This is a genomic window from Micromonospora sp. ALFpr18c (genome assembly GCF_008868155.1).
In the GTDB taxonomy this organism is placed as follows: domain Bacteria; phylum Actinomycetota; class Actinomycetes; order Mycobacteriales; family Micromonosporaceae; genus Micromonospora.
The window spans coordinates 1-26006 of the sequence record NZ_WBKR01000081.1; the positions used below are offsets into that span (position 1 = coordinate 1).

Annotated in this window: 27 protein-coding genes and 5 tRNA genes; 15 read left to right on the forward strand and 17 right to left on the reverse strand. The window is 71.7% G+C overall.

The genetic code is table 11. The features are described 5' to 3' along the window. The 6 genes from F8271_RS16275 to F8271_RS16300 form a co-directional block, all read left to right on the forward strand. A partial coding sequence (locus F8271_RS16275) for a polysaccharide deacetylase family protein (RefSeq protein WP_151490622.1) occupies window positions 1-684 on the forward strand: 684 nt, incomplete at its 5' end. 153 nt (window positions 685-837) lie between these two features. Continuing rightward, window positions 838-910: transfer RNA gene (locus tag F8271_RS16280), tRNA-Glu, on the forward strand. A 31-nt stretch (window positions 911-941) separates the two neighbouring features. Then, window positions 942-1016, forward strand: a tRNA-Asp gene (locus F8271_RS16285). A gap of 41 nt (window positions 1017-1057) precedes the next feature. Further along, window positions 1058-1132: transfer RNA gene (locus tag F8271_RS16290), tRNA-Asp, on the forward strand. A gap of 41 nt (window positions 1133-1173) precedes the next feature. Then, window positions 1174-1247 (forward strand) — tRNA-Asp (locus tag F8271_RS16295). A gap of 99 nt (window positions 1248-1346) precedes the next feature. Beyond that, window positions 1347-1420, forward strand: a tRNA-Phe gene (locus F8271_RS16300). A 192-nt stretch (window positions 1421-1612) separates the two neighbouring features. Here the strand turns inward: F8271_RS16300 and F8271_RS32425 are convergent. After that, window positions 1613-2596 (reverse strand): hypothetical protein, encoded by a 984-nt coding sequence (locus F8271_RS32425; protein ID WP_192580311.1) that lies wholly within the window; start codon window positions 2594-2596, stop codon window positions 1613-1615. A 164-nt stretch (window positions 2597-2760) separates the two neighbouring features. Here F8271_RS32425 and F8271_RS16310 point away from each other — a divergent pair, with 164 nt between their 5' ends. Then, window positions 2761-3288, forward strand: a complete 528-nt coding sequence (locus F8271_RS16310; RefSeq protein WP_151490623.1) for an SRPBCC family protein — start codon at window positions 2761-2763, stop codon at window positions 3286-3288. Window positions 3289-3304: 16 nt separating this feature from the next. Here the strand turns inward: F8271_RS16310 and F8271_RS16315 are convergent, their stop codons facing one another. Next, window positions 3305-4012, reverse strand: coding sequence for a DUF2786 domain-containing protein (locus F8271_RS16315; protein WP_151490624.1), 708 nt, complete (start codon window positions 4010-4012; stop codon window positions 3305-3307). Between the two features lie 180 nt (window positions 4013-4192). Continuing rightward, window positions 4193-4582 carry a hypothetical protein gene (locus F8271_RS16320; protein ID WP_151490625.1) on the reverse strand — a complete coding sequence of 130 codons (390 nt, stop codon included), beginning with the start codon at window positions 4580-4582 and terminating at the stop codon, window positions 4193-4195. A gap of 155 nt (window positions 4583-4737) precedes the next feature. Between F8271_RS16320 and F8271_RS16325 the strand changes: the two genes are divergently transcribed. Further along, window positions 4738-6081, forward strand: a complete 1344-nt coding sequence (locus tag F8271_RS16325; protein ID WP_151490626.1) for an ABC transporter substrate-binding protein — start codon at window positions 4738-4740, stop codon at window positions 6079-6081. A gap of 66 nt (window positions 6082-6147) precedes the next feature. Here F8271_RS16325 and F8271_RS16330 read toward each other — a convergent pair whose 3' ends face one another. Both F8271_RS16330 and F8271_RS16335 read right to left on the reverse strand, forming a co-directional pair. After that, the gene (locus F8271_RS16330) at window positions 6148-6891 is read right to left on the reverse strand and encodes an enoyl-CoA hydratase/isomerase family protein (RefSeq protein WP_151490627.1); all 744 of its coding nucleotides are present in this window, start codon (window positions 6889-6891) and stop codon (window positions 6148-6150) included. Further along, a complete protein-coding gene (locus F8271_RS16335) occupies window positions 6888-7745 on the reverse strand; it encodes a 3-hydroxyacyl-CoA dehydrogenase family protein (RefSeq protein ID WP_151490628.1) in 858 nt (285 codons plus the stop codon). The genes F8271_RS16330 and F8271_RS16335 overlap by 4 nt, the downstream gene beginning before the upstream one ends. Before the next feature lie 176 nt (window positions 7746-7921). Between F8271_RS16335 and F8271_RS16340 the strand changes: the two genes are divergently transcribed. Continuing rightward, on the forward strand, window positions 7922-8224 hold the full coding sequence (locus F8271_RS16340) for a hypothetical protein (protein WP_151490629.1): 303 nt from the start codon (window positions 7922-7924) through the stop codon (window positions 8222-8224). A gap of 48 nt (window positions 8225-8272) precedes the next feature. On the opposite strand, the gene F8271_RS16345 is transcribed toward F8271_RS16340, so the two are convergent. Beyond that, window positions 8273-9052 (reverse strand): bifunctional 2-polyprenyl-6-hydroxyphenol methylase/3-demethylubiquinol 3-O-methyltransferase UbiG, encoded by a 780-nt coding sequence (locus tag F8271_RS16345; protein WP_151490630.1) that lies wholly within the window; start codon window positions 9050-9052, stop codon window positions 8273-8275. Window positions 9053-9105: 53 nt separating this feature from the next. Between F8271_RS16345 and F8271_RS16350 the strand changes: the two genes are divergently transcribed. Then, window positions 9106-9495: a PPOX class F420-dependent oxidoreductase gene (locus tag F8271_RS16350; RefSeq protein ID WP_151490631.1), complete on the forward strand. Its 390-nt coding sequence runs from the start codon at window positions 9106-9108 to the stop codon at window positions 9493-9495. A 65-nt stretch (window positions 9496-9560) separates the two neighbouring features. Here the strand turns inward: F8271_RS16350 and F8271_RS16355 are convergent, their stop codons facing one another. Together F8271_RS16355 and F8271_RS16360 are read right to left on the reverse strand one after the other, a co-directional pair. Next, window positions 9561-9770, reverse strand: a complete 210-nt coding sequence (locus F8271_RS16355) for a BldC family transcriptional regulator (protein ID WP_007073996.1) — start codon at window positions 9768-9770, stop codon at window positions 9561-9563. A gap of 250 nt (window positions 9771-10020) precedes the next feature. After that, entirely contained in the window at window positions 10021-10860 is an 840-nt protein-coding gene (locus F8271_RS16360) for a hypothetical protein (RefSeq protein WP_151490632.1), read from the reverse strand. Between the two features lie 193 nt (window positions 10861-11053). Between F8271_RS16360 and F8271_RS16365 the strand changes: the two genes are divergently transcribed. Together F8271_RS16365 and F8271_RS16370 are read left to right on the forward strand one after the other, a co-directional pair. Next, window positions 11054-12136: a Glu/Leu/Phe/Val dehydrogenase gene (locus F8271_RS16365; RefSeq protein WP_151490633.1), complete on the forward strand. Its 1083-nt coding sequence runs from the start codon at window positions 11054-11056 to the stop codon at window positions 12134-12136. A gap of 303 nt (window positions 12137-12439) precedes the next feature. Further along, window positions 12440-12655 carry a DUF3073 domain-containing protein gene (locus F8271_RS16370; protein ID WP_007454329.1) on the forward strand — a complete coding sequence of 72 codons (216 nt, stop codon included), beginning with the start codon at window positions 12440-12442 and terminating at the stop codon, window positions 12653-12655. Window positions 12656-12798: 143 nt separating this feature from the next. Here F8271_RS16370 and amcA read toward each other — a convergent pair whose 3' ends face one another. From amcA to F8271_RS16395, 5 genes are all read right to left on the reverse strand, one after another. Beyond that, a complete protein-coding gene (amcA, locus tag F8271_RS16375; protein WP_151490634.1) occupies window positions 12799-13035 on the reverse strand; it encodes a multiple cyclophane-containing RiPP AmcA in 237 nt (78 codons plus the stop codon). Further along, window positions 13004-14107 carry a cyclophane-forming radical SAM peptide maturase AmcB gene (gene amcB / locus F8271_RS16380; protein WP_305069490.1) on the reverse strand — a complete coding sequence of 368 codons (1104 nt, stop codon included), beginning with the start codon at window positions 14105-14107 and terminating at the stop codon, window positions 13004-13006. Before amcB ends, amcA begins: the two co-directional genes overlap by 32 nt. A gap of 130 nt (window positions 14108-14237) precedes the next feature. Next, complete coding sequence (purM, locus tag F8271_RS16385) at window positions 14238-15392, reverse strand: phosphoribosylformylglycinamidine cyclo-ligase (RefSeq protein ID WP_139586136.1); 1155 nt, start codon at window positions 15390-15392, stop codon at window positions 14238-14240. A gap of 61 nt (window positions 15393-15453) precedes the next feature. Then, entirely contained in the window at window positions 15454-16992 is a 1539-nt protein-coding gene (gene purF / locus F8271_RS16390) for an amidophosphoribosyltransferase (protein ID WP_151490636.1), read from the reverse strand. Window positions 16993-17161: 169 nt separating this feature from the next. After that, window positions 17162-17515, reverse strand: a complete 354-nt coding sequence (locus tag F8271_RS16395; RefSeq protein ID WP_225854573.1) for a sterol carrier family protein — start codon at window positions 17513-17515, stop codon at window positions 17162-17164. 155 nt (window positions 17516-17670) lie between these two features. Between F8271_RS16395 and F8271_RS16400 the strand changes: the two genes are divergently transcribed. Further along, entirely contained in the window at window positions 17671-19671 is a 2001-nt protein-coding gene (locus tag F8271_RS16400) for a carboxypeptidase-like regulatory domain-containing protein (RefSeq protein ID WP_151490637.1), read from the forward strand. 173 nt (window positions 19672-19844) lie between these two features. Here F8271_RS16400 and F8271_RS16405 read toward each other — a convergent pair whose 3' ends face one another. The 4 genes from F8271_RS16405 to purS all read right to left on the reverse strand — a co-directional run bounded on the left by F8271_RS16405 (window position 19845) and on the right by purS (window position 24270). Beyond that, window positions 19845-20600 carry a 2-phosphosulfolactate phosphatase gene (locus F8271_RS16405; protein ID WP_151490643.1) on the reverse strand — a complete coding sequence of 252 codons (756 nt, stop codon included), beginning with the start codon at window positions 20598-20600 and terminating at the stop codon, window positions 19845-19847. A gap of 4 nt (window positions 20601-20604) precedes the next feature. Then, window positions 20605-23259 (reverse strand): phosphoribosylformylglycinamidine synthase subunit PurL, encoded by a 2655-nt coding sequence (gene purL / locus F8271_RS16410; protein WP_151490638.1) that lies wholly within the window; start codon window positions 23257-23259, stop codon window positions 20605-20607. A gap of 67 nt (window positions 23260-23326) precedes the next feature. Then, the gene (gene purQ, locus F8271_RS16415) at window positions 23327-24010 is read right to left on the reverse strand and encodes a phosphoribosylformylglycinamidine synthase subunit PurQ (RefSeq protein ID WP_151490639.1); all 684 of its coding nucleotides are present in this window, start codon (window positions 24008-24010) and stop codon (window positions 23327-23329) included. After that, a complete protein-coding gene (purS, locus tag F8271_RS16420) occupies window positions 24007-24270 on the reverse strand; it encodes a phosphoribosylformylglycinamidine synthase subunit PurS (RefSeq protein WP_030332194.1) in 264 nt (87 codons plus the stop codon). The genes purQ and purS overlap by 4 nt, the downstream gene beginning before the upstream one ends. A 358-nt stretch (window positions 24271-24628) precedes the next feature. On the opposite strand from purS, the gene F8271_RS16425 reads away from it, so the two are divergent. Continuing rightward, window positions 24629-25312 (forward strand): DUF1986 domain-containing protein, encoded by a 684-nt coding sequence (locus F8271_RS16425; RefSeq protein ID WP_151490640.1) that lies wholly within the window; start codon window positions 24629-24631, stop codon window positions 25310-25312. A gap of 24 nt (window positions 25313-25336) precedes the next feature. Next, window positions 25337-25900 carry a YbjQ family protein gene (locus F8271_RS16430; protein WP_151490641.1) on the forward strand — a complete coding sequence of 188 codons (564 nt, stop codon included), beginning with the start codon at window positions 25337-25339 and terminating at the stop codon, window positions 25898-25900. The last annotated feature ends 106 nt before the right edge of the window (window positions 25901-26006 follow it).

Consider the following 26006-nt stretch of genomic DNA (forward strand, 5'->3'; position numbering starts at 1 on the left):
ACCGGCAGGTCCGGGTTGAGCACCACCACGCCGTCGCCGCGTCCCACCCGCACCAAGCCGCCGAAGCCCCAGCTGCGTCCGCTGCCGGCCAAGCTCCCCGCCGGGCTGCGGCGCAACACCGGTGTACGCCCGGTGGCCCTGACGTTCGACGACGGGCCGAGCCCGGCCTGGACGCCGAAGGTGCTCGACCAGCTGCGGGCCGCCCGGGTCACGGCCACCTTCTGTGTGGTCGGTCGCGAGGCGCAACGTCACCCGGATCTGATCCGGCGGATCGTCCGGGAGGGGCATCAGCTCTGCAACCACAGCTGGCGGCACGACCTGGACCTGGCCCGGCGACCGGTCGCCGAGATCCGGGCCGACCTGGTCCGCACCAACAAGGCCATCCAGGCGGCGGCACCCGGCACCCCGGTGACCTTCTACCGGCAGCCGGGCGGCCGGTGGACGCCGGAGGTGCTGGGCGTGGCGAAGGACCTCGGCATGCGCCCGCTGCACTGGGCCGTCGACCCGCAGGACTGGGACAAGCCGACCGCGGCCACGATCGCCAAGCGGGTCCGCAACGCGGCACGGCCCGGCTCCATCGTGCTGCTGCACGACGGGGGCGGCGACCGGGCGGCGACGCTGGCCGCCTGCCCGCAGTTGATCGCCGACCTGAAGCACCGCTTCGGCGTCGCCCGACTCAGCTGAACCCCTCTGAACTGCGAAAACGTGCCGCCTCAGGCCCTTGCCGATACCGATTTTGTCGAAGGACCGGGCATCACGTATGCTTTCCAAGCCTCCGGCGGGGCCGGATGGGAGCAAGTCCGCTTGAAGTTGCGAGTGTGCAATGATGGCGGGGCCGCCCTCATCGTCTAGCGGCCCAGGACGCCGCCCTTTCAAGGCGGTAGCACGGGTTCGAATCCCGTTGGGGGCACGACCGGCGCAAGCCGGGGCAACACGAGTTTGGTTCTGTGGAGCAGTTTGGAGTGCTCGCCGTCCTGTCAAGGCGGAGGTCGTGGGTTCAAGTCCCGCCGGAACCGCGGTACCGAGGCTGCGTGACGCGCAGTTTTTGCATTAGTTTGGTTCTGTGGAGCAGTTTGGAGTGCTCGCCGTCCTGTCAAGGCGGAGGTCGTGGGTTCAAGTCCCGCCGGAACCGCGGTACCGAGGCTGCGTGACACGCAGTTTTTGCATTAGCTAGGTCCTGTGGAGCAGTTGGAGTGCTCGCCGCCCTGTCAAGGCGGAGGTCGCGGGTTCAAGTCCCGTCAGGACCGCAGCGCTAACGCCGCGCCCCGCGCGGCGTTCTGCGTATCGGAGCGTGTGATCCTGTGAGCGGTTCATCCTGCTGATGGGTAGCATGAGCCGAGCGACACGGCCAGGTAGCTCAGTTGGTACGAGCGTCCGACTGAAAATCGGAAGGTCGGCGGTTCGACCCCGCCCCTGGCCACATAGCCTTTCGCCGGGCTACAGGAACGCCGATCAGCGGAAACGCTGGTCGGCGTTCTGCTTTGTCCCTCCCGCACCTTTGTCCCTCCCGCACCGCAAGATCCACTCTGTTTCGGCGATAACGGGGCATCCGGGCACCGGGATACCGCGACACCACCGAAACCGAGTCGATCAGGGTGCCGGTGTCCGGGGGTCAGTGATCCCGGCGGCCCTGCTGGCGGTGCTGCGCCACGCCGCCCTGGATCGCCTCCCACACGCTGCGTCCGGCCTGCCACAGGGTCTCCCCCGCCTGCTCGGCGAGCTGCGCCGCCGCCTGCGCCCCACCGGGCACCCCGCTGCCCTGACCACCGCCGCCCTGACCACCGCCACCGCTGCCGGACCGACCCGTACCGGGCGCCGGTGTCCCGCCGGGCCGGTCGCGGGGTTCCCCGGTCGGCTGCCCCGCCGAACCCTCGCCACCACCACCCGCTCCGCCCGGCCGCCGGTCGGCACCCGGGACCTCGGGTCGCCGTCCCTCGGGGCGCTGCTCCTCCGGACCACGACCCTCCGTGCGACCGGACCCCGGACCACGACCCTCCGTGCGACCGGACCCTGGACCACGACCCTCCGTGCCACCGGACCCTGGTCGCGCCTGCTCGGCTGGGCCGGGGCCGCCGGCGCGTGGGCCGGGGCCACCGGCGGCCGGCGGCCCCGGTCGCCCGGGCGCCGGGCGGTCGGCGGGCGGACCCACCTGGTGGCCCAGTTCGTCGAGTACGGGGCGGGGGTGCCGCGCCGACGCGACGACCTCGGCGGTGCCGGCCAGCTGTTGCGCGCTGCGGTTCACGTCGTCGATGGCCGTGCCGGCCGACCGGGCGAGCGCTTCGATGATCTGCGGGTTGTTGTCGATCGTGTCGAGCGCCCGGCCGAGGACCGCGACCAACTGTTCCAACCGCACCCGCAGTTGCGCCTCGGCGTGCACCCCGCTGATGTCCAGCTCGACGCCGCTCAGATGCACCCGTACGCCGGCGTCGAGTTGGAGGAGGTTGGCCAACCGGGCCCGCAGGGACAGGTCGGCGTCCAGGCCGTCCACCGCCAGCCGGATGGAGTCGACCGAGACCCTTGGAATGTCGAGCAGGACGTCCGGGTCCGCCTCGCCGGCGTCCCGGTCCGGCTTCCGCTGCTGCGCGTTCTCGCTCATGCTCTCCCGCCCCGCCGGACACCCACCCGGTCGTCCGGGTCGTCCGGCGCGGTTACCCGCTTTCCGGCGGGCCATCCCGTCCGTAACGGTCCGGCGACCCACTGTCCGGAACCGGGCAGCTGGAAAGCTGCACACCGGGGCATCAGCCGGTATGGTCCGGGCCTATGGGACAGGGGATGACTGATCCGGCCGACATCCGGCAGGATACGGAGCGGTTCTCCTTACGGTGCAGCCTCCTCGTCCCGGGCACCGCCGAGCACGCGTTCGCCGTCTTCACCGACGAGCTGACCGACTGGTGGGTCACCGAGTACACCTGGTCCGGCCCGGAGGCGCTCGCCGAGTTGGGCATGGAGCCTCGGGCCGGCGGCATGCTCTACGAGGTCGGCCCGTACGGCTTCCGCGTCGACTGGGGCCGGGTGCTCACCTGGGATCCGCCTCGCCGGCTGGTCTTCGCCTGGCAGATCGGCCCGGACCGGGTGCCGATGCCGGATCCGGCCAGGGCGAGCGAGGTCGAGGTGCTGTTTCTTCCCGAGGGGTCCGAGCACACCAGGGTCGAGTTGGAGCACCGGCACTTCGACCGGCACGGTGAGGCCGCCGAGGGGTACCGCAAGGCGCTCACCGCTGGCTGGCACGAGCTGCTCAGCCGCTACCTCGCCACGGTGTCGCGCCGCCATCCCGGCACCGCCGCCTGACCGTTCCGTCCGGAGGTCAGCGGCCGAGCTGCCGGCCGGCAGCGGAGCCGCCGCCGAGGTTGTGACCACCCAGGTCGGCGCGGCTCCCGGCCTCCGCCCCGGAGCCGAACCCGGTGCCGGCCAGCCTGCGCGGCGGTGCCGTGCGCAGGCGCGGGTACTGCTCGGCGAGGCGCCGTTGCACCCGATCCGAGCGGTCGGCGAGCACCAGCGCCACCGACGGGGTGCCCGATTCGTTGACCGCGGCCGTCTCCGCCGCCCAGAGCCGGCCGCCGATGACCTCCGCGAAGCCGGCCAGCCAGGAGCGGCGGAAGGCGGCGGGATGGTCGTCGGCGGGCACCGGGGTGGCGGCCAGGCCGTGCGCCGCCTGCACGAGCAGCGAGGTGAAGAGCAGGTCGACGCGTTCCAGGTCGCTGGCGAAACCGAACAGGTGCAGCGTGAACCCGTTGCCCTGCCGGCGGCGTATGCAGCGGCAGCGCAGCGGCTCGGCGACCGCGGCGAGCAGCCCGACCTTGTCCCGGGCGTACGGGGCGACGACGTCCAGCACCCGGTCGCCGACCGGGTCGGTGGCCGGGTCGCGGGCGGCGAGCAGCGCCCGGTCCACCCCGTAGCGCGCGATCAGCTCGGCGGCCTTGGCGGTGAACGCGGCCGACTCGGCGGGTGTGCAGGCTGGATCCTCCGCCTGGGCGAGCAGCTTGCGCACCTTGCTGAGCATGGCTTCGGACATGCTTCAGAGCTATCACATGGGCCGGACGGGAAGGGTCCACGGTGCCATCAATCGGTCAATCTGATCATCACGATCAGCTCGTCCGTCCAATACGGACGGTCAACTGACCGTTTCCGGCGGCACGCATGTCATCCCCGGGCGCGGCGTCCGCCCCCAACGGACGCCGCGCCCGACGGCACGTCACCCCGCGCGGCTGCGCAGGGTCGCGATCGTCGAGCCGGCGAGCATGAGCAGACAGTCGGGCAGCAGCCCGTCGGCGACGGCCGCGCCGAACAGCGCCTCCCCGGTCGGTACGTCCCGGTTGGCGTACGCGCTGACGAAGCGGGCCACCCAGCGGGTGTCGTACTCCGCCTGGTCTATCCCCGGGAAGTCCAGCGCCGCCCCGGTGGTCGGCGGTGGGTCACCGACCATCGTCGCGGCCAGGCACCAGGCGACGCCGTACGCGCCGCTCAGGCCGGCGCGGTCGACGACCGCGTCGAACGCCCCCACCACCGCGTCCTGATCCCCGTTGAGCGCCGAGCGGAGCACGGCGGCCGCGTCGTCGAACGTCTGCTGTGGTAGGTCGGTCACGCAGCGCACAGTAGGAGGGCCGGTCAAGGCCATCGTCAATCGTCACTCTCCGTGCTCAACGCGAGCGACCTGCGCATCAGGCCACCTCCACGGTCCCGCAATCGGCCTCGGCACGCTAATGTGCGCAGCGGACCTTCGCCGGAGGAAGGACGACCATGCTCATATCACGCCGCTCGCGGATGGCCTCACTGGCCGCCTGCGCGACGATCCTGCTCGCCACAAGCGCTTGCGGGGATGACAAGGCCGAGGAGGGAAGCGCCCATCAGGTGCGCCTCTACGGCACGGACGGCAACATGCTCAACTCCTATCCAGCGGAGTTGAAGGAACGTGCCAACCTCGTCGACGGGATGAAGGGAACCACGCCCCTCACCCCTCTGCCGGAGGACTTCAAGAGCCGGCTACGGTCCATCAATCCGGCACTGACGGACTACCTGTACTCCGCCGAGACGTACGACGCGGTGGTGATCGGGGTGCTCGCCGCCCAGTTGGCCGGGAGCACCGACCCGGCGGCCATCGCCAAGCAGATCGTCGGCGTGACCAACAACGGTCAGCGCTGCGAGGACCCGGCGAGGTGCCTGGTGTTGGCCCGCAACGGGCAGGACATCGAGTACCGCAGCGTGTCGATGACCCGGGCGGGTTTCACCGAGAAGGGTGAGCCGGCCACCGCCAGCTACGCCACGCTGACCTTCGACGGGCAGCAGATCAACGACGGCAAGACCGAGTTCGTCGGGGCCGGCAACGAGTCGGCGGCGAGCACCAAGACGCCGCCAAAGCCGAAGAAGGCGCGTCCGGGCGGTGACCCGGACCAGAAGCCGCTGATCCTGGGTGGCCTGCTGCCGAAGACCGGTGACCTGGCGCTCGCCTACCCGGCGATGGCCGCCGCCGCGGCGCTGGCGATCAAGGAGATCAACGCCGCGGGCGGCGCGCTCGGCAAACCGGTGACCTGGTTGGACGGCGACGACGGCACCAGCCCGGCGGTGGCCAAGGCGACCGTTGCCAAGCACGTGACGGACGGGGTCAGCGTGATCATCGGCGCGGGCGCCTCGGGTATCTCCCGGGCCGTGCTGCCGGACGTGGTGCAGGCCGGGAAGATCCTGTTCTCGCCGTCCAACACCGATGCCGGCCTCACCGACGTCGAGGACAAGGGCCTCTACTTCCGCACCGCCCCGCCGGACAGCCTCCAGGGCCGGGCGCTGGCCGACGTGATCCTCCGCGACGGATCGCAGAAGATCGTCATCGTCGCCCGCAAGGACTCCTACGGCGAGGGCCTGCAGGCCACTGTCCGCGACGAGCTGGAGAAGGCCGGCATCGCCGACGACCGGCTCAAGCTCATGACGTACGAGCCGCCGGCCGACGCGAAGGCCGCACCGGTCGACTTCAGCGGCGGCGCGAAGGAGATCAAGGAGTTCGGCGCGGACGCCGTGCTGGTCATCGGCTTCGGTGAGTCCGCACAGGTGATCCGGGCGCTCGCCGACAGCGGGGTGCCGATCCGGCACTGAGCGCGTCCACACGGACCACGGACGGCCGCACCGGCAGCTTGCCGGTGCGGCCGTTTTCGTTGCGGGTCACCGGTTGCGGCGACGCTCCAGGAACTCGGTCATCCGGCGGTGCTTCTCGTCGTCCTCGAAGAGCACCGCCTGGCTGACCAGGTCGAGGTGCGGGTGCGCGGCGGCCGGTGCGTCCACCGCCAGTTTGGTCAGCCGCAGCGCCAGCGGCGAGCCCAGGGCCATCTCGTCCAGCAGCCCGTGCGCCACCTCCAGCAGCTCACCAGGCTCGTCCACCACCCGGTTCACCAGACCGATCCGCAGCGCCTCGTCGGCGTCCACCCGCCGGCCGGTGAAGAGCAGTTCCTTGGCCCGGCCCTCGCCGACGAGGGCGGGCAGCCGGTGGGTCGCGCCGGCGCCGGCCAGGATCCCCAACCGCACCTCCGGCTGACCGAAGACCGCCCGCGCCGTGCACACCCGCAGATCGCAGGCGTACGCCAGTTCCGCGCCACCGCCCAACGCCGGGCCGTCCACCGCGGCCACGGTCGGCATCGGCAGTGCCCGGATCCGGGCGAACGCGGCCGAATTGATCGCGGCGAGGGCGTCGGTGCGGCCCCGCTCCCGGAGCTGGCCGATGTCCGCGCCGCCGGCGAAGATGCCCGCCGCCCCACCGGTGAGCAGCAGCAGCCGGGGGCGGGCTTCCAACTCGGCGCAGACCTGGTGCAGTTCGGCGATCAGGTCGGCGTCGATCGCGTTGCGCTTCTCCGGCCGGTCCAGGGTGACCACGAGCCGGTCCGACCGCTCCTCGATCCGCAGACCGCTCATTGTTTCGCCCCGCCTTTCCAGCGGTAGAAGCCGTGCCCGGACTTCTTGCCCAGGCGCCCGGCGGCCACCATCTCCTCCAGCAGGGGCGGCGGCGCGAAGCGGTCCCCGTACGCGGCCTGGAGGGTGCGGGCGATGTCCAGCCGCACGTCCAGGCCGACCAGGTCGGTGAGTTCCAGCGGGCCGATCGGGTGCCGGTAACCCAGCACCATGGCCTTGTCGATGTCGGCCGGGCTGGCCACCTCGTCGGCGACCATCCGGATCGCCTCCAGACCGAGGGTGACGCCGAGCCGGGAGGTGGCGAAGCCGGGCAGGTCGCGTACCACGACGGGGTCCTTGCCCAGCCGGCCGGCGAGCGCGACGGCCGCCGCGGTGGTCTCCTCGGCGGTGGCCGGGCCGACCACGATCTCCAGCAGGGCCATCGCCCAGACCGGGTTGAAGAAGTGCAGGCCGAGGAAGCGCTCGGGCGCGTCCAGCCCGGCGGCCAGGTCGCCGATGGCGATGCTGGATGTGTTGCTGCCCAGCAGCGCCGGGTCCAGCGCGGCGGCCTCGCGCAGCACGGCGCGCTTCAGGTCGAGCCGTTCCGGCACCGCCTCGACGATCACCTCCGGTGCGGGGGCGACGTCGGCGAGGGTGGGGCGCAGCGTGACGCGCTGCCGGTTCGCGGCGGCCTCGTCGGCGCTCAGCTTCCCGCGCTGCACGGCCCGCTCCCACAGGTCGGCGAGCCGGGTCAGTGCGGTCGCACCCCGGCCGGGGTCCACCTCGACCAGTTCCACGGCGTGACCCGCACCGGCCGCCACGTACGCGATGCCCAGCCCCATCGTGCCGGCACCGACGACCACGAAACGATCGCTCATCACGCCTCCCTGTCCCGCCCGGCGGCGCGCGGGGTCCCCGCCGCGCCGGCCCGGATGCTCCGCCCGGTCCGCTCGCTCATGGTGCGACCCTATGCAGCACGGAATCCGGTCCATGCGTGGGGGAGCGCGGGATCGGGTACTGACGGCCCGTCAACCGAGGGAAGGACCGCATCGACATGAGCCAGGCACCGGAGAGCGTCACCGAGCAGGGCAGCACCGACTCCGAGACCGTGGAGACCCGAGGCGACGAGCGGGTGGAGTTGCTGCGCGCCGACACCAACAACGACGGCAAGACCGACGTGTGGGTGGTGGACACCGACGGCGACGGCAAGGCCGACCTGTTCCAGTTCGACACCGACGGCGACGGCAAGGTGGACATCACCATGGTCGACATCGACGAGGACGGCCAACCGGACGAGGTGGTCGACGGCGACGGTGGCCTTCCGCCGGAGCAGCTCCCACCGACCGTCCAGGTCTGAGACGTACGACGGCCCCTGCTTCCGCCCGGCGGACGCGGGGGCCGTCGCTCAGTCGGCGAGGCGCAGGGTGGCCAGGTAGTAGGGGGCGTCGCGGTCGTCCACATCGGTCAACTGCCAGCCGCTGCCGTGCACCAGGCCGGCGAACTCGTCGGCCGAGCAGACCAGGTAGTCGAACCACTCGGTGCCCAGCTCGCGATAGCGCAGCCGCAGCCGTAGCTGGCCGCCGAGCCGGCCACGCCGTCGGTTGCGCTCGTGGTAGCCGGTGTGCAGCGGGTCGCGGGTGCCGTACGGGTCGGTGCCGTGCGCGATGATCTGTGCCCCCGGCCGGGCCAGGGCGGCGAGCGCGGCCAGGAACCGTGGGGCGCGCTCCCGGCCCTCGAAGAGCCCGAGATTGTTGCCGAGCAGCAGGAACGTGTCGTACCGCCGGCCGTCGGCGACGTGGGTGTCCACCGTCCCGTGCACCAGCCGCCGTACGCCGCGACGGCGGCTCACCGCGAGCGCGCCGGCCGAGGTGTCCAGCCCGGTGACCGGTACGCCGCGCTCCTGGAGCAGCAGGGCGATCCGCCCGGCGCCGGTGCCGACGTCCAACGTCTCGCCGCGGACCCGGTCCACGGCCCGGTGGTCGTACGGCTGCCAGTCCGCCGGCCCGTCCAGGTAGTGCGCCGCGGGCGCACCGTTGATCAACCCGTCGTCGCGTTCGATGATCTCGATGACCGGTCGGGGCAGTCGGCCGCCGACCAGGGGTCGGGGGCCGACCCCGGTGGCCACGGCGAGCGTGTCCCGCAGCAGTTCACCGACCACGTCACCGATTTGAGGCTCACCCGTCACGGCGTTCACGCTAACCGCCCACCGGAGGACCGCAGCGGTCGTATCCTGGCGGCGTGACCACGCTGGACCGGCTGTCGGCCGAGAAGTACATCCTGCTCACGACCTTCCGCAAGGACGGTCGGGCGGTGCCGACGCCGGTCTGGGCGGTACGCGACGGCGAGGCGTTGGCGGTCTGGACCCGGGCCGACTCGGGCAAGGTCAAGCGGATCCGGCACAACGGCGACGTGACGGTGGCGCCGTGCGACGTGCGGGGCCGGCCGCACGGGGCGGAGGTGCCGGCCCACGCGACGATCTCCGGTGCCGGCGAGACGGGCCGCATCCGCGATCTGCTCAAACACAAGTACCGGGTGATCGGTCGGTTGAGCCTGCTCGGCAGCCGGCTGCGTCGCGGCGAGGGCGGCACGGTCGGCATCCGGGTCACGTTGACCGAGGGGAAAGGCTGACGGCGGGCACGGAAAGGGGCGGCGGATCGAGATCCACCGCCCCTGACCAGAAAGCCCCTGCCGGGTCAGTCGCCCTGCCGCTGCTGCGGGATCTGGCCCTGCAACAGCGCCCTGACCTCCGACTCGCGGTACCGACGGTGGCCACCCAGGGTGCGGATGGCGCTGAGCTTGCCGGCCTTCGCCCACCGGGTCACCGTCTTCGGGTCGACACGGAACATCGACGCCACCTCGGCCGGCGTGAGTAGCGGCTCTGGTTCGTGCGTTCGCGATGCCATCGGTCACTCCTCCACATGTATAGACATCGGCCGGGGTCCCGCCGGCCGACGCGTCTCCCATGGTCCGGCTAGTCCCCGATGTCCGACATGGGCCGAACGGATGAAGGTCCCTAGACGGACGGATGAACCATGCCCGATTTTTACGACTTTTACACGGCAGAAACCACCTTATTCGGACTCATGATCACGGTTCGTGATGCGTTAACTACGAGCAAGCCTCGCCTTGGGAGCGCTCCTGAGGCGATTTGCGTTAGTTGCACCGCTCCAGCAGCTGCACCGCACGCCACCGAGCCACCAACGTGTCGTACGCGGCGGACGCCTCCTCGGCCTCCCCGCGCGACAGCCCGGCCAGGCCGCTGGCCACCAGTTCCGGCGAGTCGTCGGCGGTGAGGGTCTCGTCGGAGAGCAGGTCGACCAGGCCGCCGTAGTCAAGCTCCACCACCGACCGCGGGTGGAACTCCTCCAGCCAGCGGGCCGCCTCCTCCACCGCGTCGGTGATCGGAGCCTCGCCCACCGACTTGCGCAGCACCGACAGCGCCCGCGACGAGCGCCGCCGAGCCTTGGAGATCTCGGTGCGGTAGCGCAACGCCCGCCGGCCCGGCTCGGTCACCAGGTCCCGCTCCGCCGCGTCGAAGAGCACGAACCACCGCAGCGGTACGCCCCAGGTCGCGATCTGCTCGTGCACCCGCGGCACCCCGTGCTCCAGCACCCGGGCACCACTGCGCCAGTCGTCCACCACCGCCCTGGCCTGCCCGGCGAGCACCGGCGGCACGAACGCGTCGGCGAGCACCGAGGGCACCCCGTCCCGGGCGCTGAGCGCCGCCTCAGCGACCCGGATCCGCAGGTTCCACGGGCAGACCAGCAGGCTGTCGTCCGTCTCCAGGACGTACGCCTCCTCCGGCAGGTCGGGCAGCCGGGTCCAGCCCGCGCCCAGCGCCTCGATCACCGCCGTCCGCTGACGGCCGGGACCCTCCACGGGGGCCACCGCCCGCCCCTCGGAGACGTAGCGGCGCCAGTAACTCTGGCGGTCCCGGTCGAAGGCGGTCAGCGGTTCGTACACGCGCAGGTAAGAAGCGAAGAGCGACGGCACGGCGCGATCCTCCCACGAACCGCACACGGGCGCGGTCAGCGGCCGGACCACGCGCGCCGCACCATCGGACGGCGGCGGCGCGTCGAGCACCCGCGGGGCCGCCGATACTAGGCTCGATCGCATCGGCAGCATCCCCGCCGGGGTTCACCAGGTCCGCGTCCCACAAGGACGCACACCACTCCAGGAGCCAGTCATGGGCGTATTCGCGAGCACCGACGACCCGATATCGACCGGTCACGAACAGGTCGTGTTCTGCCAGGACAAGCAGAGCGGCCTGAAGGCGATCATCGGGATCTACTCCACCGCGCTGGGGCCCGCGCTGGGCGGCACCCGCTTCTACCCGTACGCCAGCGAGGACGACGCGCTCGCCGACGTGCTCGACCTGTCCCGCGGGATGGCGTACAAGAACGCGCTCGCCGGGCTGGACCTGGGCGGTGGCAAGGCGGTGATCTGGGGCGACCCGGAGCAGATCAAGAGCGAGGCGCTGCTGCGCGCGTACGGCCGCTTCGTCGAGTCGCTGGGCGGCCGGTACTACACGGCCTGCGACGTCGGCACGTACGTGGCGGACATGGACGTGGTGGCCCGCGAGACCCGCTACGTGACCGGCCGCAGCGTCGAGCACGGCGGTGCCGGTGACTCGTCGATTCTGACCGCCTGGGGCGTCTTCCAGGGGATGCGGGCCGCCGCCGAGCACGTCTGGGGCACCCCGAGCCTGCGCGGCCGGCGGGTCGGCGTGGCCGGCCTGGGCAAGGTCGGCAAGTACCTGACCGGGCACCTGCTGGAGGACGGCGCCGAGGTGGTCGCCACCGACGTCAACCCGAAGGCGCTGGCGTGGGTGCGCACCAACCACCCGCAGGTCACCCTGGTCGACGACGCCACCGCGCTGGTCGCCGCGGACATCGACGTGTACGCCCCGTGCGCGCTGGGCGGCGCGCTGAACGACGACACCGTGCCGGCCCTGCGGGCCAAGGTGGTGACCGGCGCGGCGAACAACCAGCTCGCCCACCCGGGCATCGAGAAGCTGCTGGCCGACCGGGGCATCCTGTACACCCCGGACTACGTGGTCAACGCCGGCGGCGTGATCCAGGTGGCGGACGAGATCGAGGGCTTCAACTTCGAACGGGCCAAGCTGCGGGCGACCCGGATCTTCGACACCACCCGGGAGATCCTGCACCTGGCCGACGCCGAGGGCGTACCTCCGGCGGTGGCCGCGGACCGGCTGGCGGAGCGGCGGATGGCCGACGTCGGCCGGCTGCGCTCCATTCACCTGCGCTGAGCCTTTCCCGGAGGCGGATCGACCGGGATCCGTCTCCGGGGCACCTTCATCGGGCCCATCTGGGTAAGCTGAGGCCGGGTCAAGTTTGGCGTGGTTTGTCCCGTGTCACGGGTGCTCTCCGTTCCGCTCCTTACCGGGTACACTGGGTGACGGTCGGATCGACGCGACGCGCAGAGCCGGCCGACGGTAACCCGAGGTGCCGAACGGTGGCATCCCCATGTACCGTAAGAGCCACGAGAGATGCCTGACGTCATCGGGGCCCGCCTTCGGGCTGCCCCGCATTCTGTGCGAGGGGGTCGAGCCATGGGGCGCGGCCGTGCTAAGGCCAAGCAGACGAAGGTGGCCCGGGAGTTGAAGTACCACTCCCCGAACACCGACCTCACCGCCTTGCAGCGCGAACTGGCGGGTGCTGGTAAGTCTGAGCACCACTTCGACGACGACTCAAAAGAGTTCGTCGACGACGATGATGAGAATCACGCGGACGACGACCCGGATCCCTGGGTCCGTCCGACCCGCTGACCTCTCGACGCAGCTGAGCACGCGGTGACCCCCGCGTGCTCACGCATGTGCCCGTCGGGAGCGGCACCGGTGCCGACGATCAGGGGCCTGCCCTGGCCGGGAACTCATCCGGCCGGCCGACAGGCCCCTGACCGCGGTCGCCCTCAGCGCGGTCGGTTGTTCCAGTTGTAGAAGGTCGGGATGTTCTCGAAGTGGTTCCAGGCGCAGACCGCGCTGGCGTCGTCGGAGCCCGACACCTCCGCCCGGAGCCGACGCGCGTCCTCGGCCTCCTGAAGGAGCGCGACGAGCCCTCGGGCCGCCTCCCGCACCCGTTCGGTGACTCCGTCCGTAGCCCCGTCCGCTTCGCGCTCAGGCCGCCGGTGACTGGTGGTCTCGGGCATGTTCCAACACTCCCTCCAATAGGCGGATCTTGCTGTTGCGGCAGTGCTCGGTCTCCGTACCGTCAAAACGCCCCAGCTCGAAGTAACGGTTGGCGGCATGGCCGCCGCCGCAGAAGCCGAAATAGGGGCAGGACGCCCGGCACGCCTCCACGCCGGCCAGGAACTCGCCCACCCACGGCGTGCCCGCCGCGCCGGCGAGGATCTCGCCCAGCGGGGTGATGAGCACGTTGCCGCTGCTGAAATCGCCGTAGCGGGGGTCCGTGAAGCCGGCCAGCTCCGGAGAGAGCACCGTCACCGAACCGTCGTGCCCGATCGTCGGGATCGGATCCAGGCGGCGGGGCAGCACCCCGTCCGCCGAGCCGTCGAGCACCGCTGCCACGTACCGCAGCGACCACTCCACCTCGCGCAGGTGGATCCGGGGCTCCCGGCGCCAGGCCGCCACCAGCTCCGCCCAGAACCCGGTCACCGCCGCCGGATCGTGGCGGTTGTCGCGGGTGTTGACGCCCTCGGTCTCCTCGATGTTGATGCCCAGGACGTCGCAGCCCAGCTCGAGGAAATAGTCGTACAGCTCGGTGGCGAGCCCCGGCTCCGGACGGGACACCACGGCCAACGCGGAGAAGGGCAGCCCGTGCCGGCGCAACGCGGCCACACCGCGCAGGATCCGATCGTACGCCGGCTGGCCGCCCCGGTTGACCCGGTCGCCGTTACGCTCCCGCGGCCCGTCCACGCTCACGCTCACCCGCACCTCGTGCCGGGTGAAGAAGTCACACCACTCGTCGTCGATCAGCGTCGCATTGGTCTGCACATGATGCTCGACCCGCGGCCCGAACGGCGCGATCAGGGCCGCCAGATGCTCCTGGCCGGCCGCCAACGGCTCCCCGCCGTGCCACACCACCGAGAACCGACCCGCGGTCGCCCACGGCTCGACCGCCGACGCCACCGCGTCGGCGACCGCCACCGGCATCCGCCGGTCGGCGGCACGGAACGGCAGATAGCAGTACGCGCAGTCCAGGTTGCAGAGGGTGGTCGGCTGCATGACGACGTACGACGGAACCGCGGCGAGGCCGCGCATCCCGCTGAACGACTGTCCCCGAGCAGCCATCGCCCTCCTCCGCCTAGCCTGAGGGTGCCCTTCAGGCTAGGCGGCGTTGGCCACTCGGGTGAAGCCCTGATCAGGTGCCCGTACGATCACCAGAGCGTGATCATCCGCGGGTGTGCTGACCAACCATCTGCACGTTGCCGGTGCCCTCGATGATCTCGCCGGCCTGCCACGCCTCGACCCCACGGCCGGTCAGCGTGGCCAGCGCACGGTCGGCGTCCTCGGCCGAGACGATCGCGAACATGCCGACGCCCATGTTGAACGTCGACTCCATGTCGTGGTCGTCGATCCGGCCCTTCGACTGGATCAGGTCGAAGACCGGCTGCGGCTTCCAGGTGGACCGGTTGACCACGGCGTCGACGTGCTCCGGCAGCACCCGGACCAGGTTGCCCGGGATACCACCGCCGGTGATGTGGGACAGCGCCCGCACGTCGGCCTCGGCGATCAGCTTGAGGCAGTCCTTGGCGTAGATCTTGGTGGGGGTGAGCAGCTCCTCACCGAGGGTCCGCTGCCGACCGAAGTCGTCGATCACGATGTCCAGTCGCATCCGCGCGGCACCGAGCAGCACGTGCCGGACCAGCGAGTACCCGTTCGAGTGCAGACCGGACGAGCGCATGGCGATCACCGCGTCGCCCACCTCGACCCGGTCGGGGCTGAGGATGTCGGCCTCCTCGACCACGCCGACACCCGTCGCGGAGATGTCGTACTCGTCGGGGCGCAGGACACCGGGGTGCTCGGCGGTTTCCCCGCCCAGCAGCGCGCAGCCCGCGTACCGGCAGCCGTCGGCGATGCCCGCGCCGATCTCGGCGACCTTGTCCGGAACGACCTCGCCGGTGGCGATGTAGTCGAGCAGGAACAGCGGCTCGGCGCCGCAGGCCACCAGGTCGTCGACGACCATCGCGACCAGGTCGATGCCGACCGTGTCGTGGATGTCCATCTGCTGGGCGATCACCAGCTTGGTGCCCACCCCGTCGGTGGAGGACGCCAGGATCGGGTTCTTGTACTTCGTCGTGTCCAACCGGAACAGGCCGGCGAAGCCACCGAGGTCACCGAGCACCTCGGGCCGGCGGGTCTGGCGCACCTTCGACTTGAGCAGCTCCACCGCGCGGTCGCCCGCGTCGATGGAGACACCCGCGTCGGCGTACGAGACCGAGCGTTTGCGCGCCTGGCGGCCGGCGCCGCCCGTCCAGGGCTGGCGGTCGCCGCCGGCGCCGGTCGGGCTGCTTCCTGCGCCGCTGCGCTCGGACACGTGCGTCACGGTTCTCCCCTTTGTGGTTCTCGGTGCCGCGCCGGCGGTGGCCGGGCCGCGCCGGTTGGTGCTACGGGCGGTTGGCGGTCACGCCACCCGGAGTGGCGACGAGCGAGCCGTTGGTGTGCGGAGCCTCCGGCGCCGAGTTGGCGACCCGTCGACCCACCCCTTCAAGCACGTGCTTGCCGATCAGGTTGCCGGCCGGCAGCTCGATCGGGTACTCCCCATCGAAACACGCCCGGCACAGCCGGGTCTTCGGCTGCTCGGTCGCGGCGATCAGGCCAGGAAGTGAGACGTAACCCAGCGTGTCGGCGCCGATCGAGCGCCGGATGCCGTCGTTGTCCAACCCGTTGGCCAGCAGCTCCGCCCGGGTGGCGAAGTCGATGCCGTAGAAACAGGGCCAACTGACCGGCGGCGAGGAGATCCGGACGTGCACCTCCAGCGCACCCGCCTCGCGCAGCATCCGCACGATGGCCCGCTGGGTGTTGCCGCGGACGATCGAGTCGTCCACCACCACCAGCCGCTTGCCGCGGACGTTTTCCCGCAGCGGGTTGAGCTTGAGCCGGATGCCGAGCTGACGCAGGGTCTGCGACGGCTGGATGAAGGTGCGCCCGACGTACGGGTTCTTCATGAGGCCGGCGCCGTAGGTGATGCCGGACGCCTCCGCGTAGCCGATGGCGGCCGGGGTGCCCGACTCGGGCACCGGGATCACCAGGTCGGCCTCGACCGGGTGCTCCTTGGCCAGTTGCCGGCCGATCTGCACCCGCGCGGCGTGCACGTTACGCCCGGCGATCGTGGCGTCCGGACGGGCGATGTACACGTACTCGAAGAGGCAGCCCTTCGGCTCCGGCGCGGCGAACCGGGTGGAACGCAGCCCGTCCTCGTCGATCGCGATCAACTCGCCCGGCTCGACCTCGCGCACCACGCTCGCGCCGACGATGTCCAGCGCGGCGGTCTCGCTGGCCACCACCCAGCCGCGTTCGAGCCGGCCGAGCACCAGCGGGCGTACGCCGTGCGGGTCACGCGCCGCGTAGAGCGTCGACTCGTCCATGAAGACGAAGCTGAACGCGCCCCGCAGCTGCGGCAGCACCTCCAGTGCGGCCGCCTCGACCGAGACGTCCGGTCGACCGGCCAGCAGCATCGTCACCAGCGAGGTGTCGTTGGTCGAGCCGTCCGCGACGAGGCCGCGCTCGGCCACCTCTTTCTCCAGCTCGGCGGTGTTGACCAGGTTGCCGTTGTGTGCCAGCGCGATGGTCGTGCCGGAGCTGGTCGACCGGATGGTCGGCTGGGCGTTCTCCCAGTTCGAGGCGCCGGTGGTGGAGTAGCGGGCGTGCCCGATCGCCAGGTGGCCGCGCAGGCTGGCCAGGGTGGGCTCGTCGAAGACCTGGGCCACCAGGCCGAGATCCTTGTAGACCACCACGCCGGAGCCGTCGCTCACCGCGATGCCCGCCGCCTCCTGGCCACGGTGCTGGAGGGCGTAGAGGCCGAAGTAGGTCAGATTGGCGACCTCTTCGCCGGGGGCCCAGACGCCGAAGACGCCGCAGGCGTCCTGTGGGCCGGGTCGTTGGGGGTCAAGGTCGTGGCTCAGCCGGCCGTCGCCTCGGGGCACCTACCGCTCCCTCACGCTGGTCTGGACCGGCCTTGCGGGGATCACGGGGCGGATCCACACTCCTTGGCCGGGACCACTGTCGTCGCCTGACAGTGTACGCGAACAGCTGTCGATACAGATAGTCACGATTTCCCTGCTGAGAGTCACCGGCACTTGGACATCGGAGCAGCTAGAGGGGCAGAAACGCCGAGAGGTCCGCCCGGACGCCACTCACCTGGACGCGACCGTCGGTAACCGCCTCGGCCCAGCCGATCCGGCCGAGGGCCAGCGCGAGCCAGATGTCTGGTGCCATCTCGACCACGTTTGGTGGGTTTCCCCTGGTGTGTCGAGGACCGGGGACGCACTGGATCGCCCCGTATGGTGGGACGCGCACCTCCACCGATCGGCCGGGGGCGCGCTCCGCGAGGACGGCCAACAACGTCCGGACCGCCTCCCGGAACACCGACCGTTCGGGCGTACGACCCTCGTCGAGCGCCGACAACGCCGCCGCAACGGCGGCCGACTTACTGTACGGAGAGGACACGACGGGACGATACGACCCGCAGGTGGCGCACTCGACGCTGGCCCTGGGTCGCGCCGATCCAGTCAGACAAGGCATAGTTGCCGACGGCGTATTCGTACCGTGATGATCCCCGGCCCGGCGCCCCGCCGGTCAGAGGGAAGTCAGCCCGGAAGGCGGTGGACGTGTCAACACACCGACGTGCCTGGAACCAGCGGGCCGGTGTGGTCGTAGCGCTGGTAGCTGGCGCTCAGCTCGCCGTCCCCGCCACACCAGCATCGGCCGCTCCTAAGGTCACAAACGTCTCAGCCTCCCCAGGCACCGTCCAAGCGGGCGGCGAGACGACAGTGAGCTACACACTCAGCTTTGACGACCCGGCAGTTCCCACCGATGTGACTGTGAGCTCCGACAACCCCAAGCTCCAGTGCATCGAGGGCTGCTCGCAGGGGAACGTGACCGAGGCCCGGACCTACACGGCCAAGTTCAAGGCGGCGGACGATGCTTCGAACGGGTCCGCCCGCATCACCGTGAGGGCCAGTGCTGGGCTCGGGAACCCGCAGGGCTCGACCACGGTCAACCTCACGGCCAAGGCCGCGCCCCCGCCGCAGAACCAGACCGTGAAGTCGGTCTCCGGCAAGGTGGTCACGCAGGCTGACGGCAAGGCCGTGCCGAACGCGTTTGTGATCCTCCAGGACACCGCCGGTCACCGCTACGACTCCATGAGCGACGGTAGCGGCAACTTCCGGTTCAGCGGCTCCACGCAGAACCCGATCACGCCCGGACGGATCGACCTGGGTGCCTCGTTCGACAGCATCCAGGCCTTCAAGTCCTTGAACGCCAACGCGGGGCAGTCCATCACCGGCCAGAAAATCATCCTCGCGATCAAGGCCGAGACGACGCCCAGCGCCACCCCGTCCGCCACCGCCGAGGCCCTTCCCAGCGATGAGGCGACCGAGGAGGGCACCGAGGAGGAGCCGTCCACGGCGGCCAGTTCGGCTGCTCCGGCGAACGCCTCGAACGAGGACGACGGTGGCGGCTTCGGCTCGTACCTGATCATCCTGCTCGGCGGCCTGCTGGTGGCCGCGGGTGTCGGCACGATCGTGCTGCTCTGGATGAAGCGCAGGGAGAGCGGCGACGACGAGGACGTCCCGGAGGGTGCCGGCGCGGCCGGCGCGGTGCCGGCGGCCCGTGGTGCGTTCCGTGGCGGCGAGGACCAGACCCGGGTGGTCAACCGGGCGGGCGGTGGACCGGACCCGACCATGGTGGGCGGTGCGGCGCTGAGCGAGGCGCCGACGATGATGCACCGCCCCGTGGTCGACGACGTCCCGCCGGACCCGTACGGCGCGCCCGCGCAGCCGTACGGCGCGGCAGGCTCGCAGGGCTGGGGCGGTACGGGCTACGGCGACGAGCCGGCGCCCGGCGGCTACGGCGCGGGTGGCTACGGCAACGCTCCCGCCTCGGGCGGCGGCTACGGCACGGCGGCGGCCCCCGAGGGCGGCTACGGCGCCGGGGCGGCCGGTGACGGCTACGGCGCCGCACCCGGCTCGGGCGCGGGCTACGGCGGCGCACCCTCCTCAGGCGGCGGCTACGGCAGCCGCGACTACACGGCCCCGGCCGGCGCGGCCGGTTACCCGCCGGCTCCCGCTGGCGGTGGGGCGTACGGCGAGCGCTTCGACGAGCCGACCGGCCGGTACACCGGCGACAGCACGCAGTACCCGGCTCCGGCCGACCCGTACGCCACCGGCGTCTACCAGCCGGAGCAGGGCCAGGGCTACGGCCAGCCGGACCCGACGGCCCCGTACAGCGGTCGGCCGGCCGAACCGACCGGCGGCTACGGCCAGCAGGCGGGCGGCGGGTACGACCAGGGTGGCTACGGCCAGCAGGCCGGTGGCGGCTACGACCAGGGCGGCTACGGCCAGGAGCCCCCGCAGCAGCGCGGCGGCTACGACGGCAGGGGCTACGACCAGGGTGGCTACGGCCAGCAGGCGGGCGGCGGCCAGCAGGCGGGCGGCGGCTACGACCAGGGTGGTTACGGGCAGGAGCCCTCGCAGCAGCGCGGCGGCTACGACGACCAGGGCTACGACCAGGGCGGCTACGGTCAGCAGGCCGGTCGGGCCCGGCCGGACGGCCCGCCGCCGACCGAGCGCAGCGGCCGACGCCTCGACTGGCTGGACGACTGACCCACGCAGCGCACGGAAACGGCCACCCGGATCACCGGGTGGCCGTTTCGTTGCTCGATCCACTCGCGTTCCATGAAAGCGGGGTGTCCGGCGGACCCGGACCGGCCGCTTTGACCGAACGCGCAGGCGCGGGCCGGGGCGGCGGGCGGGCGACCCGACGCCGGCGACCGTGCTCAGGCGGCGGAGAAGACGCCCTGCCGCAGCACCGGCACGACGGTCGACACGCCCACGCGGACGGCGATGTCCACGTCCTCGGCGAAGCCACCCTCGGTCAACTCCCGGCCGGAGATGCTGCCGCGAACCGCGGCGGGCACGTCGGGGGTGCTGGCCAGCGCGGCGAGCGCCATGGCCGCCTCCACGGAGAGCCCACCGGGTACGCCGGACAGGGCGTCCAGCACGCTGGCCGCGCCGAGCTGGTCCTCCACCGACGGGCGCAGCGACCCGTCCGGCCACCGCTCCCCCGAGGCGATCACGCCGATCGGGGCGTCCGTCGTGCCGTACCCCTGGCGGCGCAGCCAACGCCCGACGGCGCGGGCGTTGCGCAGGCACGCCGCGACCACCGGCAGCCCGGTGGCGCTGGCGGCGGCGCTGATCGCGGAGCCGTTCGGCGACGGCAGCACCAGGTCCGCCACCACCGGCGCGGTGCTCAGGGCGGCGGGCGAGAGCGACCACGGGTGGTCGGCCGTCGTCCGCCGCCGGCCCACCGCAGCCACCGCGCCGACCCGCACCGCGTAGTCGGCGGCCTGCTCACCCCAGGGGAACGGATGCACCCGCATGCCCCGGGCCACCGCCACCTCGACGGCGGTGGTGAACGACAGCACGTCCACCACCACCAGCGCCGCGCAGACCCGGCCGAGCTCGGCCGCCCCGGTCAGGCCCCAGTCGAACCGGGCACCCGATCCGGGTTGGCCGTAGACGGCAGCGGCCAACGCCTCAGCGCTCGTCAGGCGACGGCTCGGTGACACCGGTGTCAGACTCGGGCTGCTCCGGGCCGATCGGCTCGACAGCGCCGGTCTCCGGGGAGGGCCCCGACGACGCGATCGGCTCGGAGACCACCTCGGCCGGGTCGAGCTCGGCCTGCGCCACCGGCAGCGGCACGGCCTCGACCGCACCCGCCACACCGGCGGCCGGTGCGGGCACCTCGACGGCCGCCGAACCCCCGAAGAGGCGCGGCAACGTCTCGGTGTGCGCGGCACGCAGCTCGTCCAGGCCGATCCGGAACTGGCCGTGCACCTCCAGCGCACCGCCGGTCGGGTCGGTGACGCCGATCAGCTCGAACGGCACGCCCCGCTCGGCGCAGAGCGCCGCGAACGCCTTGTCGTGGCCGCGCGGCACCGACACCAGCGCCCGCGTGGCGGACTCGCTGAACAGGTACACGAAGGGCATCGAGCCGCCGGCGAACTGCTCCGGCACCGCGACCCGGGCGCCGACGCCGCGACGCAGGCAGGACTCGACGAGGCTCTGGGCGAGGCCACCGTCGGAGAGGTCGTGCGCCGAGCTGAGGTGCCCGACCCGGGCGGCCTCGGCCAGCAGATCGGCCAGCGCCTTCTCCCGCAGGAGGTCGACCTGCGGCGGGATGCCGCCGAGGTGCTCGTGCGTCACCCAGGCCCACTCCGAACCGGACAGCTCCACGTTCGTCTCGCCGAGCAGGTAGAGCTGGTCGTGGTCGCCACCGGCGCGCGGCACGAAGCCCATCGGCACCCGGTCGGCGACGTTGTCCAGCACACCCAGCACGCCGACCACCGGGGTCGGGTGGATGGCCGCCGCGCCGGTCTGGTTGTAGAAGCTGACGTTGCCGCCGGTCACCGGGATGCCCAGCTCCAGGCAGCCGTCCGCCAGGCCGCGGACGGCCTCGGCGAACTGCCACATGACGCCCGGGTCCTCCGGGGAGCCGAAGTTGAGGCAGTTGGTCACGGCGATCGGCTTCGCGCCGGTCACCGCCACGTTCCGGTACGCCTCGGCCAGGGCAAGCTTGGTGCCGTTGTACGGGTCCAGTCGGGCGTACCGGCCGTTGCCGTCCACGGACAGCGCCACGCCGAGCCCAGTCCGCTCGTCGATCCGGATCACACCGCCGTCCTCCGGCTGGGCGAGCACGGTGTTGCCCAGCACGTAGCGGTCGTACTGCTCGGTGACCCAGGTCTTGTCGGCGAGGTTCGGCGACGCGATCATGCGCAGCACGGTCTCCCGCAGCGCCTCCGGGTCGGCCGGGCGGGGCAGCGTCTCGGCCCGGTCGGCCTGGAGCAGGATCAGGTCGGCCGGCTCCCGCATCGGTCGGGCGTAGACCGGGCCGTCGTCCACCAGCGAACCCGGCGGCACGTCGACGACCAGGTGGTCCTGCCAGGTGATCAGCAGTCGACCCGGGCGGCCGTCCGGCTCGGGAGCGGTGACCTCGCCGATCGCGGTGGCCAGCACGCCCCACTTCTCGCAGGTCTTGAGCACCGCGTCGAGCTTGTCCGGCTCGACGACCAGCAGCATCCGTTCCTGGGACTCGCTGGCCAGGATCTCGTGCGGGTCCATCGAGGGCTCCCGCAGCGGCACCCGCTCCAGCCAGACCCGCATGCCGGTGCCGGCCGCGGCGGCGGTCTCGGTGAGCGCGCAGGTGAGGCCGGCTCCGCCGAGGTCCTGGATGCCGACGACCAGCTGGCCGTCGTACAGCTCGAGGCACGCCTCGATCAGCAGCTTCTCGGTGAACGGGTCGCCGACCTGCACGGCGGGGCGGCGTTCCTCGCTGCCCTCGTCGAAGGTCGCGCTGGCCAGCACCGACACGCCGCCGATGCCGTCCCGGCCGGTCTTGGCACCCATCAGCACCACGACGTTGCCGGGGCCGGCGGCAGCCTTGTTCTGCAGCCGGTCGACGGGCAGGACACCGAGGCAGAGCGCGTTGAGCAGCGGGTTGCCCTGGTAGGAGGGGTCGAAGACCAGCTCACCACCGATGTTGGGCAGGCCGAGGCAGTTGCCGTAGCCGCCGACGCCGGCGACGACGCCGGTGAGCACCCGGGCGGTGTCCGGGTGGTCCGCGGCACCGAAGCGCAGCGGGTCCATGACCGCGACCGGGCGGGCGCCCATGGCGAGGATGTCCCGGACGATGCCGCCGACGCCGGTCGCCGCGCCCTGGTACGGCTCGACGAAGCTCGGGTGGTTGTGCGACTCGACCTTGAAGGTCACCGCCAGCTCGTCGGACACCTGCACCACGCCGGCGTTCTCGCCGATGCCGGCGAGCAGCCGGTCGCTCTGCGGGGCCTTCTCGCCGAACTGGCGCAGGTGCACCTTGCTCGACTTGTAGGAGCAGTGCTCGCTCCACATGATCGAGTACATCGCGAGCTCGGACTGGGTGGGCCGGCGGTCGAGGATCTGCCGGATCCGGTCGTACTCGTCGTCGCGGAGCCCCAGCTCGGTGTACGGCTGCAGCTCGCCCGGGGTGCCGTTCGCGCGCGGCACGGTGTCCACGCCGTCGGTCCAGTCGGCGGTCGCCGGAGCGACGGGAGCGGCCGCCGGGGCGGCGGGCTGCGCCGGGAGCGGCTCGGCCGGCTGCGCCGGGGCGGAGTACGCCTCCGGTGTGTCGCGTACCGGGTCCGGATGGGTGGTCATGACCTCTCCTCGCTGCGCTCGTGCCCGCCAGGCCGGCGGTTGAGCTGACCGATGATCGTGCCGGCGGTCATGCCGGCGTCCCCACCAGGTGCTTGAGGACCGAGGTGAAGAAGCCGAGGCCGTCCAGCGAGGGGCCGGTGAGCGCCTCCACCGCGTGCTCGGGGTGCGGCATGATGCCGACAACGTTGCCGGCGGGGTTGGTAATCGCTGCGATGTCCCGCAGCGACCCGTTGGGGTTACCGCCGACGTAGCGGGCGACCACCCGGCCCTCGGCTTCGAGCTGGTCCAGCGTCGCGGTGTCGGCGACGTAGCAGCCTTCGCCGTTCTTCACCGGGATGAGCACCTCCTGGCCGGGCTGGAACGTGTTGGTCCACGCCGTGCCGGCCGACTCGATGCGCAGGATCTGGTCCCGGTTGCGGAAGTGCAGGTGCTGGTTGCGGGTGAGCGCGCCGGGCAGCAGGTGCGCCTCGCACAGGATCTGGAAGCCGTTGCAGATGCCGAGCACCGGCAGGCCACCCTGGGCGGCGTCCACGATCGTCTCCATCACCGGGGCGAACCGGGCGATGGCGCCGCAGCGCAGGTAGTCACCGTAGGAGAAGCCGCCGGGCAGGACGACGGCGTCCACGCCGTGCAGATCCGGGTCACCGTGCCAGAGCCGGACCGGCTCGGCGCCGGCGATCCGGACGGCCCGGGCCGCGTCCCCGTCGTCGAGCGAGCCAGGGAAGGTGACCACACCGACCCGGGCGGTCACGAGCGGGCGTCCGCGGTCTCGTCGGCCTCGACCAGGCGGACGGTGAAGTCCTCGATGACCGGGTTGGCGAGCAGCTTGTCGGCGATCTCCCGGGCCCGGTCCAGGTCCGGTTCACCGGTGAATTCGATCTCGATCCGCCTGCCGATCCGAACGGAGGCGACATCGCTGACGCCGAGCCGGGGCAGCGCGTTTGCGACGGCCTGGCCCTGCGGATCGAGGATCTCGGGCTTGAGCATGACGTCGACGACGACGCGAGGCACTGGGCACTCCTGACTGTGTACGCAGTTGGGTGCCGACCCACAACGGGCGAGCGCAGCCAGCGTACCTGGCAGATTCCGTCGCGGACGCACCGGCCGGGTGCAGTTCAGACGGTGATCAACATAACCGGCGTCCGGGGCGGGCCGTCACCCGGGACACGCGCTCCCACCAGGGCATATACGGCGCGCAGGGTGGCTGAATCGTTACATTGGTTAACCTCGATCGAATTCTTGAAAACGGCGGCCGTCGGCCCTACTGTACATCGACGAAAGTCGATGCTTAGCGGTGCCGGGGACCTCCCGCCGCCGCCGTCCGGCACCCGGCGACCCCGGGCCCGCCCCGTTTCAAGGAGTCCACCCGATGCGCATCCGCCCCCTGCTCGCCGTACTCGGCACCGCCCTGGTCGGCGTCCTCGGCGCCACCTCCGGCGCGGTCGCCGCTCCGGCCGGCCCGCAACCCATCATCGGCGGCAGCACCGTCTCGTCCGCGCCCTGGGCCGCCGCGGTGTTCAGCAACGGCTCGTTCACCTGCTCCGGCAGCGTGATCGCCGCCCAGTGGGTGCTCACCGCACGGCACTGCATCAGCGGCACCATGTCGGTGCGGGTCGGCAGCGTCTACCGCGCCTCGGGCGGGGTCACCCGCACCGTCAGCGCCACCTACACCCGTAACGACCTGGCCCTCATGCGGCTCTCCAGCACCGTCAGCACCTCCACGGTGTCCCTGGCCAGCAGCAACCCGCCGATCAACTCGACCAACTCGATCTACGGCTGGGGCATGACCTGCTACAGCGGCTGCTCGGCGTCCAGCCAGCTCAAAACCGCCACCGTCCGGGTGACCAGCAACAGCGTCACCGACGCGTACGGCGGGCAGGCGATCCGCAGCACCGAGATCAGCGGCAACGCGTGGCGCGGCGACTCGGGCGGCCCCCAGTTCTACAACGGCCAGCAGGTCGGCGTCGCCTCCACGGCCGACGGATCCAGCATCCAGAACTACGGCAGCGTTGCGTACAACCGGGCCTGGATCACCTCGGTGGCCGGTGTCTGACGGTTAGCGCCCGGCGCGGCATGGATGGTCGACCGAGTGCCGGCCGTCCGCGCCGCGCTGTTTTGCAGCATCCGATCAGGTGAACAATGCACACGATCGGGTCGCGCTGCTCCTGACAGCATCGGAAACGTGCTGGTCGTGACGACAGAGCAACTGCCCGGCTACGAGATCCGCCAGATTCTCGGTGAGGTGGTGTCATCGATGGCCAGGACGCGCAACCCGTACCGCGAGGGGGTCAAGAACCTGCGCGGTGGCGCGTACGACCCGATGGCGCCGGACAACCTGACCCGGTGGCGCACCGACTCGGTGACCCGCCTCGGCGAGGAGGCCCTGCGGCTCGGCGCGAACGCGGTGATCGGTATGCGGTTCGACAGCCGGGACTGCGGCGAGATGTGGATGGAGATCTGCGCCTACGGCACGGCGGTTATCGCGGTGCCCACGATGCCCCAGGTCATGCCGGCCGACCAGCCGGCCGTGGCGGCGGAAACCGCCACCGACCCGGCCTTCGCCGAGTCTCTCGGCGGCATCGCCGAACCCGCGAGCGCCCCCAACCTGAGAACAGCCGCAGAAACCCCGACCGGCGAGTAGCGCCCACCCACCTCGCCCCGTTGATCAAGAGGTTTGCGTCATCCAGGAGATCGAAAATGACGCAAGCCTCTTGATCAACAGTGCGACGAGGGGGGTTACAGGATGG

What these genes read in the sequence shown, in the direction of transcription:
- F8271_RS16425 (WP_151490640.1), top strand. Translation starts at nt 24,629, where the DNA reads ATGCGCATCCGCCCCCTGCTCGCCGTACTCGGCACCGCCCTGGTCGGC.
- F8271_RS16340 (WP_151490629.1), top strand. Translation starts at nt 7,922, where the DNA reads ATGAGCCAGGCACCGGAGAGCGTCACCGAGCAGGGCAGCACCGACTCC.
- F8271_RS32425 (WP_192580311.1), bottom strand. Translation starts at nt 2,596, where the DNA reads ATGAGCGAGAACGCGCAGCAGCGGAAGCCGGACCGGGACGCCGGCGAG.
- amcB (WP_305069490.1), bottom strand. Translation starts at nt 14,107, where the DNA reads ATGCGCGGCCTCGCCGCGGTTCCGTCGTACGTCGTCATGCAGCCGACC.
- F8271_RS16330 (WP_151490627.1), bottom strand. Translation starts at nt 6,891, where the DNA reads ATGAGCGGTCTGCGGATCGAGGAGCGGTCGGACCGGCTCGTGGTCACC.
- F8271_RS16355 (WP_007073996.1), bottom strand. Translation starts at nt 9,770, where the DNA reads ATGGCATCGCGAACGCACGAACCAGAGCCGCTACTCACGCCGGCCGAG.
- F8271_RS16315 (WP_151490624.1), bottom strand. Translation starts at nt 4,012, where the DNA reads ATGTCCGAAGCCATGCTCAGCAAGGTGCGCAAGCTGCTCGCCCAGGCG.
- F8271_RS16325 (WP_151490626.1), top strand. Translation starts at nt 4,738, where the DNA reads ATGCTCATATCACGCCGCTCGCGGATGGCCTCACTGGCCGCCTGCGCG.
- F8271_RS16370 (WP_007454329.1), top strand. Translation starts at nt 12,440, where the DNA reads ATGGGGCGCGGCCGTGCTAAGGCCAAGCAGACGAAGGTGGCCCGGGAG.
- F8271_RS16365 (WP_151490633.1), top strand. Translation starts at nt 11,054, where the DNA reads ATGGGCGTATTCGCGAGCACCGACGACCCGATATCGACCGGTCACGAA.
- purL (WP_151490638.1), bottom strand. Translation starts at nt 23,259, where the DNA reads ATGACCACCCATCCGGACCCGGTACGCGACACACCGGAGGCGTACTCC.
- amcA (WP_151490634.1), bottom strand. Translation starts at nt 13,035, where the DNA reads ATGCCCGAGACCACCAGTCACCGGCGGCCTGAGCGCGAAGCGGACGGG.
- F8271_RS16430 (WP_151490641.1), top strand. Translation starts at nt 25,337, where the DNA reads ATGGTCGACCGAGTGCCGGCCGTCCGCGCCGCGCTGTTTTGCAGCATC.
- F8271_RS16310 (WP_151490623.1), top strand. Translation starts at nt 2,761, where the DNA reads ATGGGACAGGGGATGACTGATCCGGCCGACATCCGGCAGGATACGGAG.
- F8271_RS16335 (WP_151490628.1), bottom strand. Translation starts at nt 7,745, where the DNA reads ATGAGCGATCGTTTCGTGGTCGTCGGTGCCGGCACGATGGGGCTGGGC.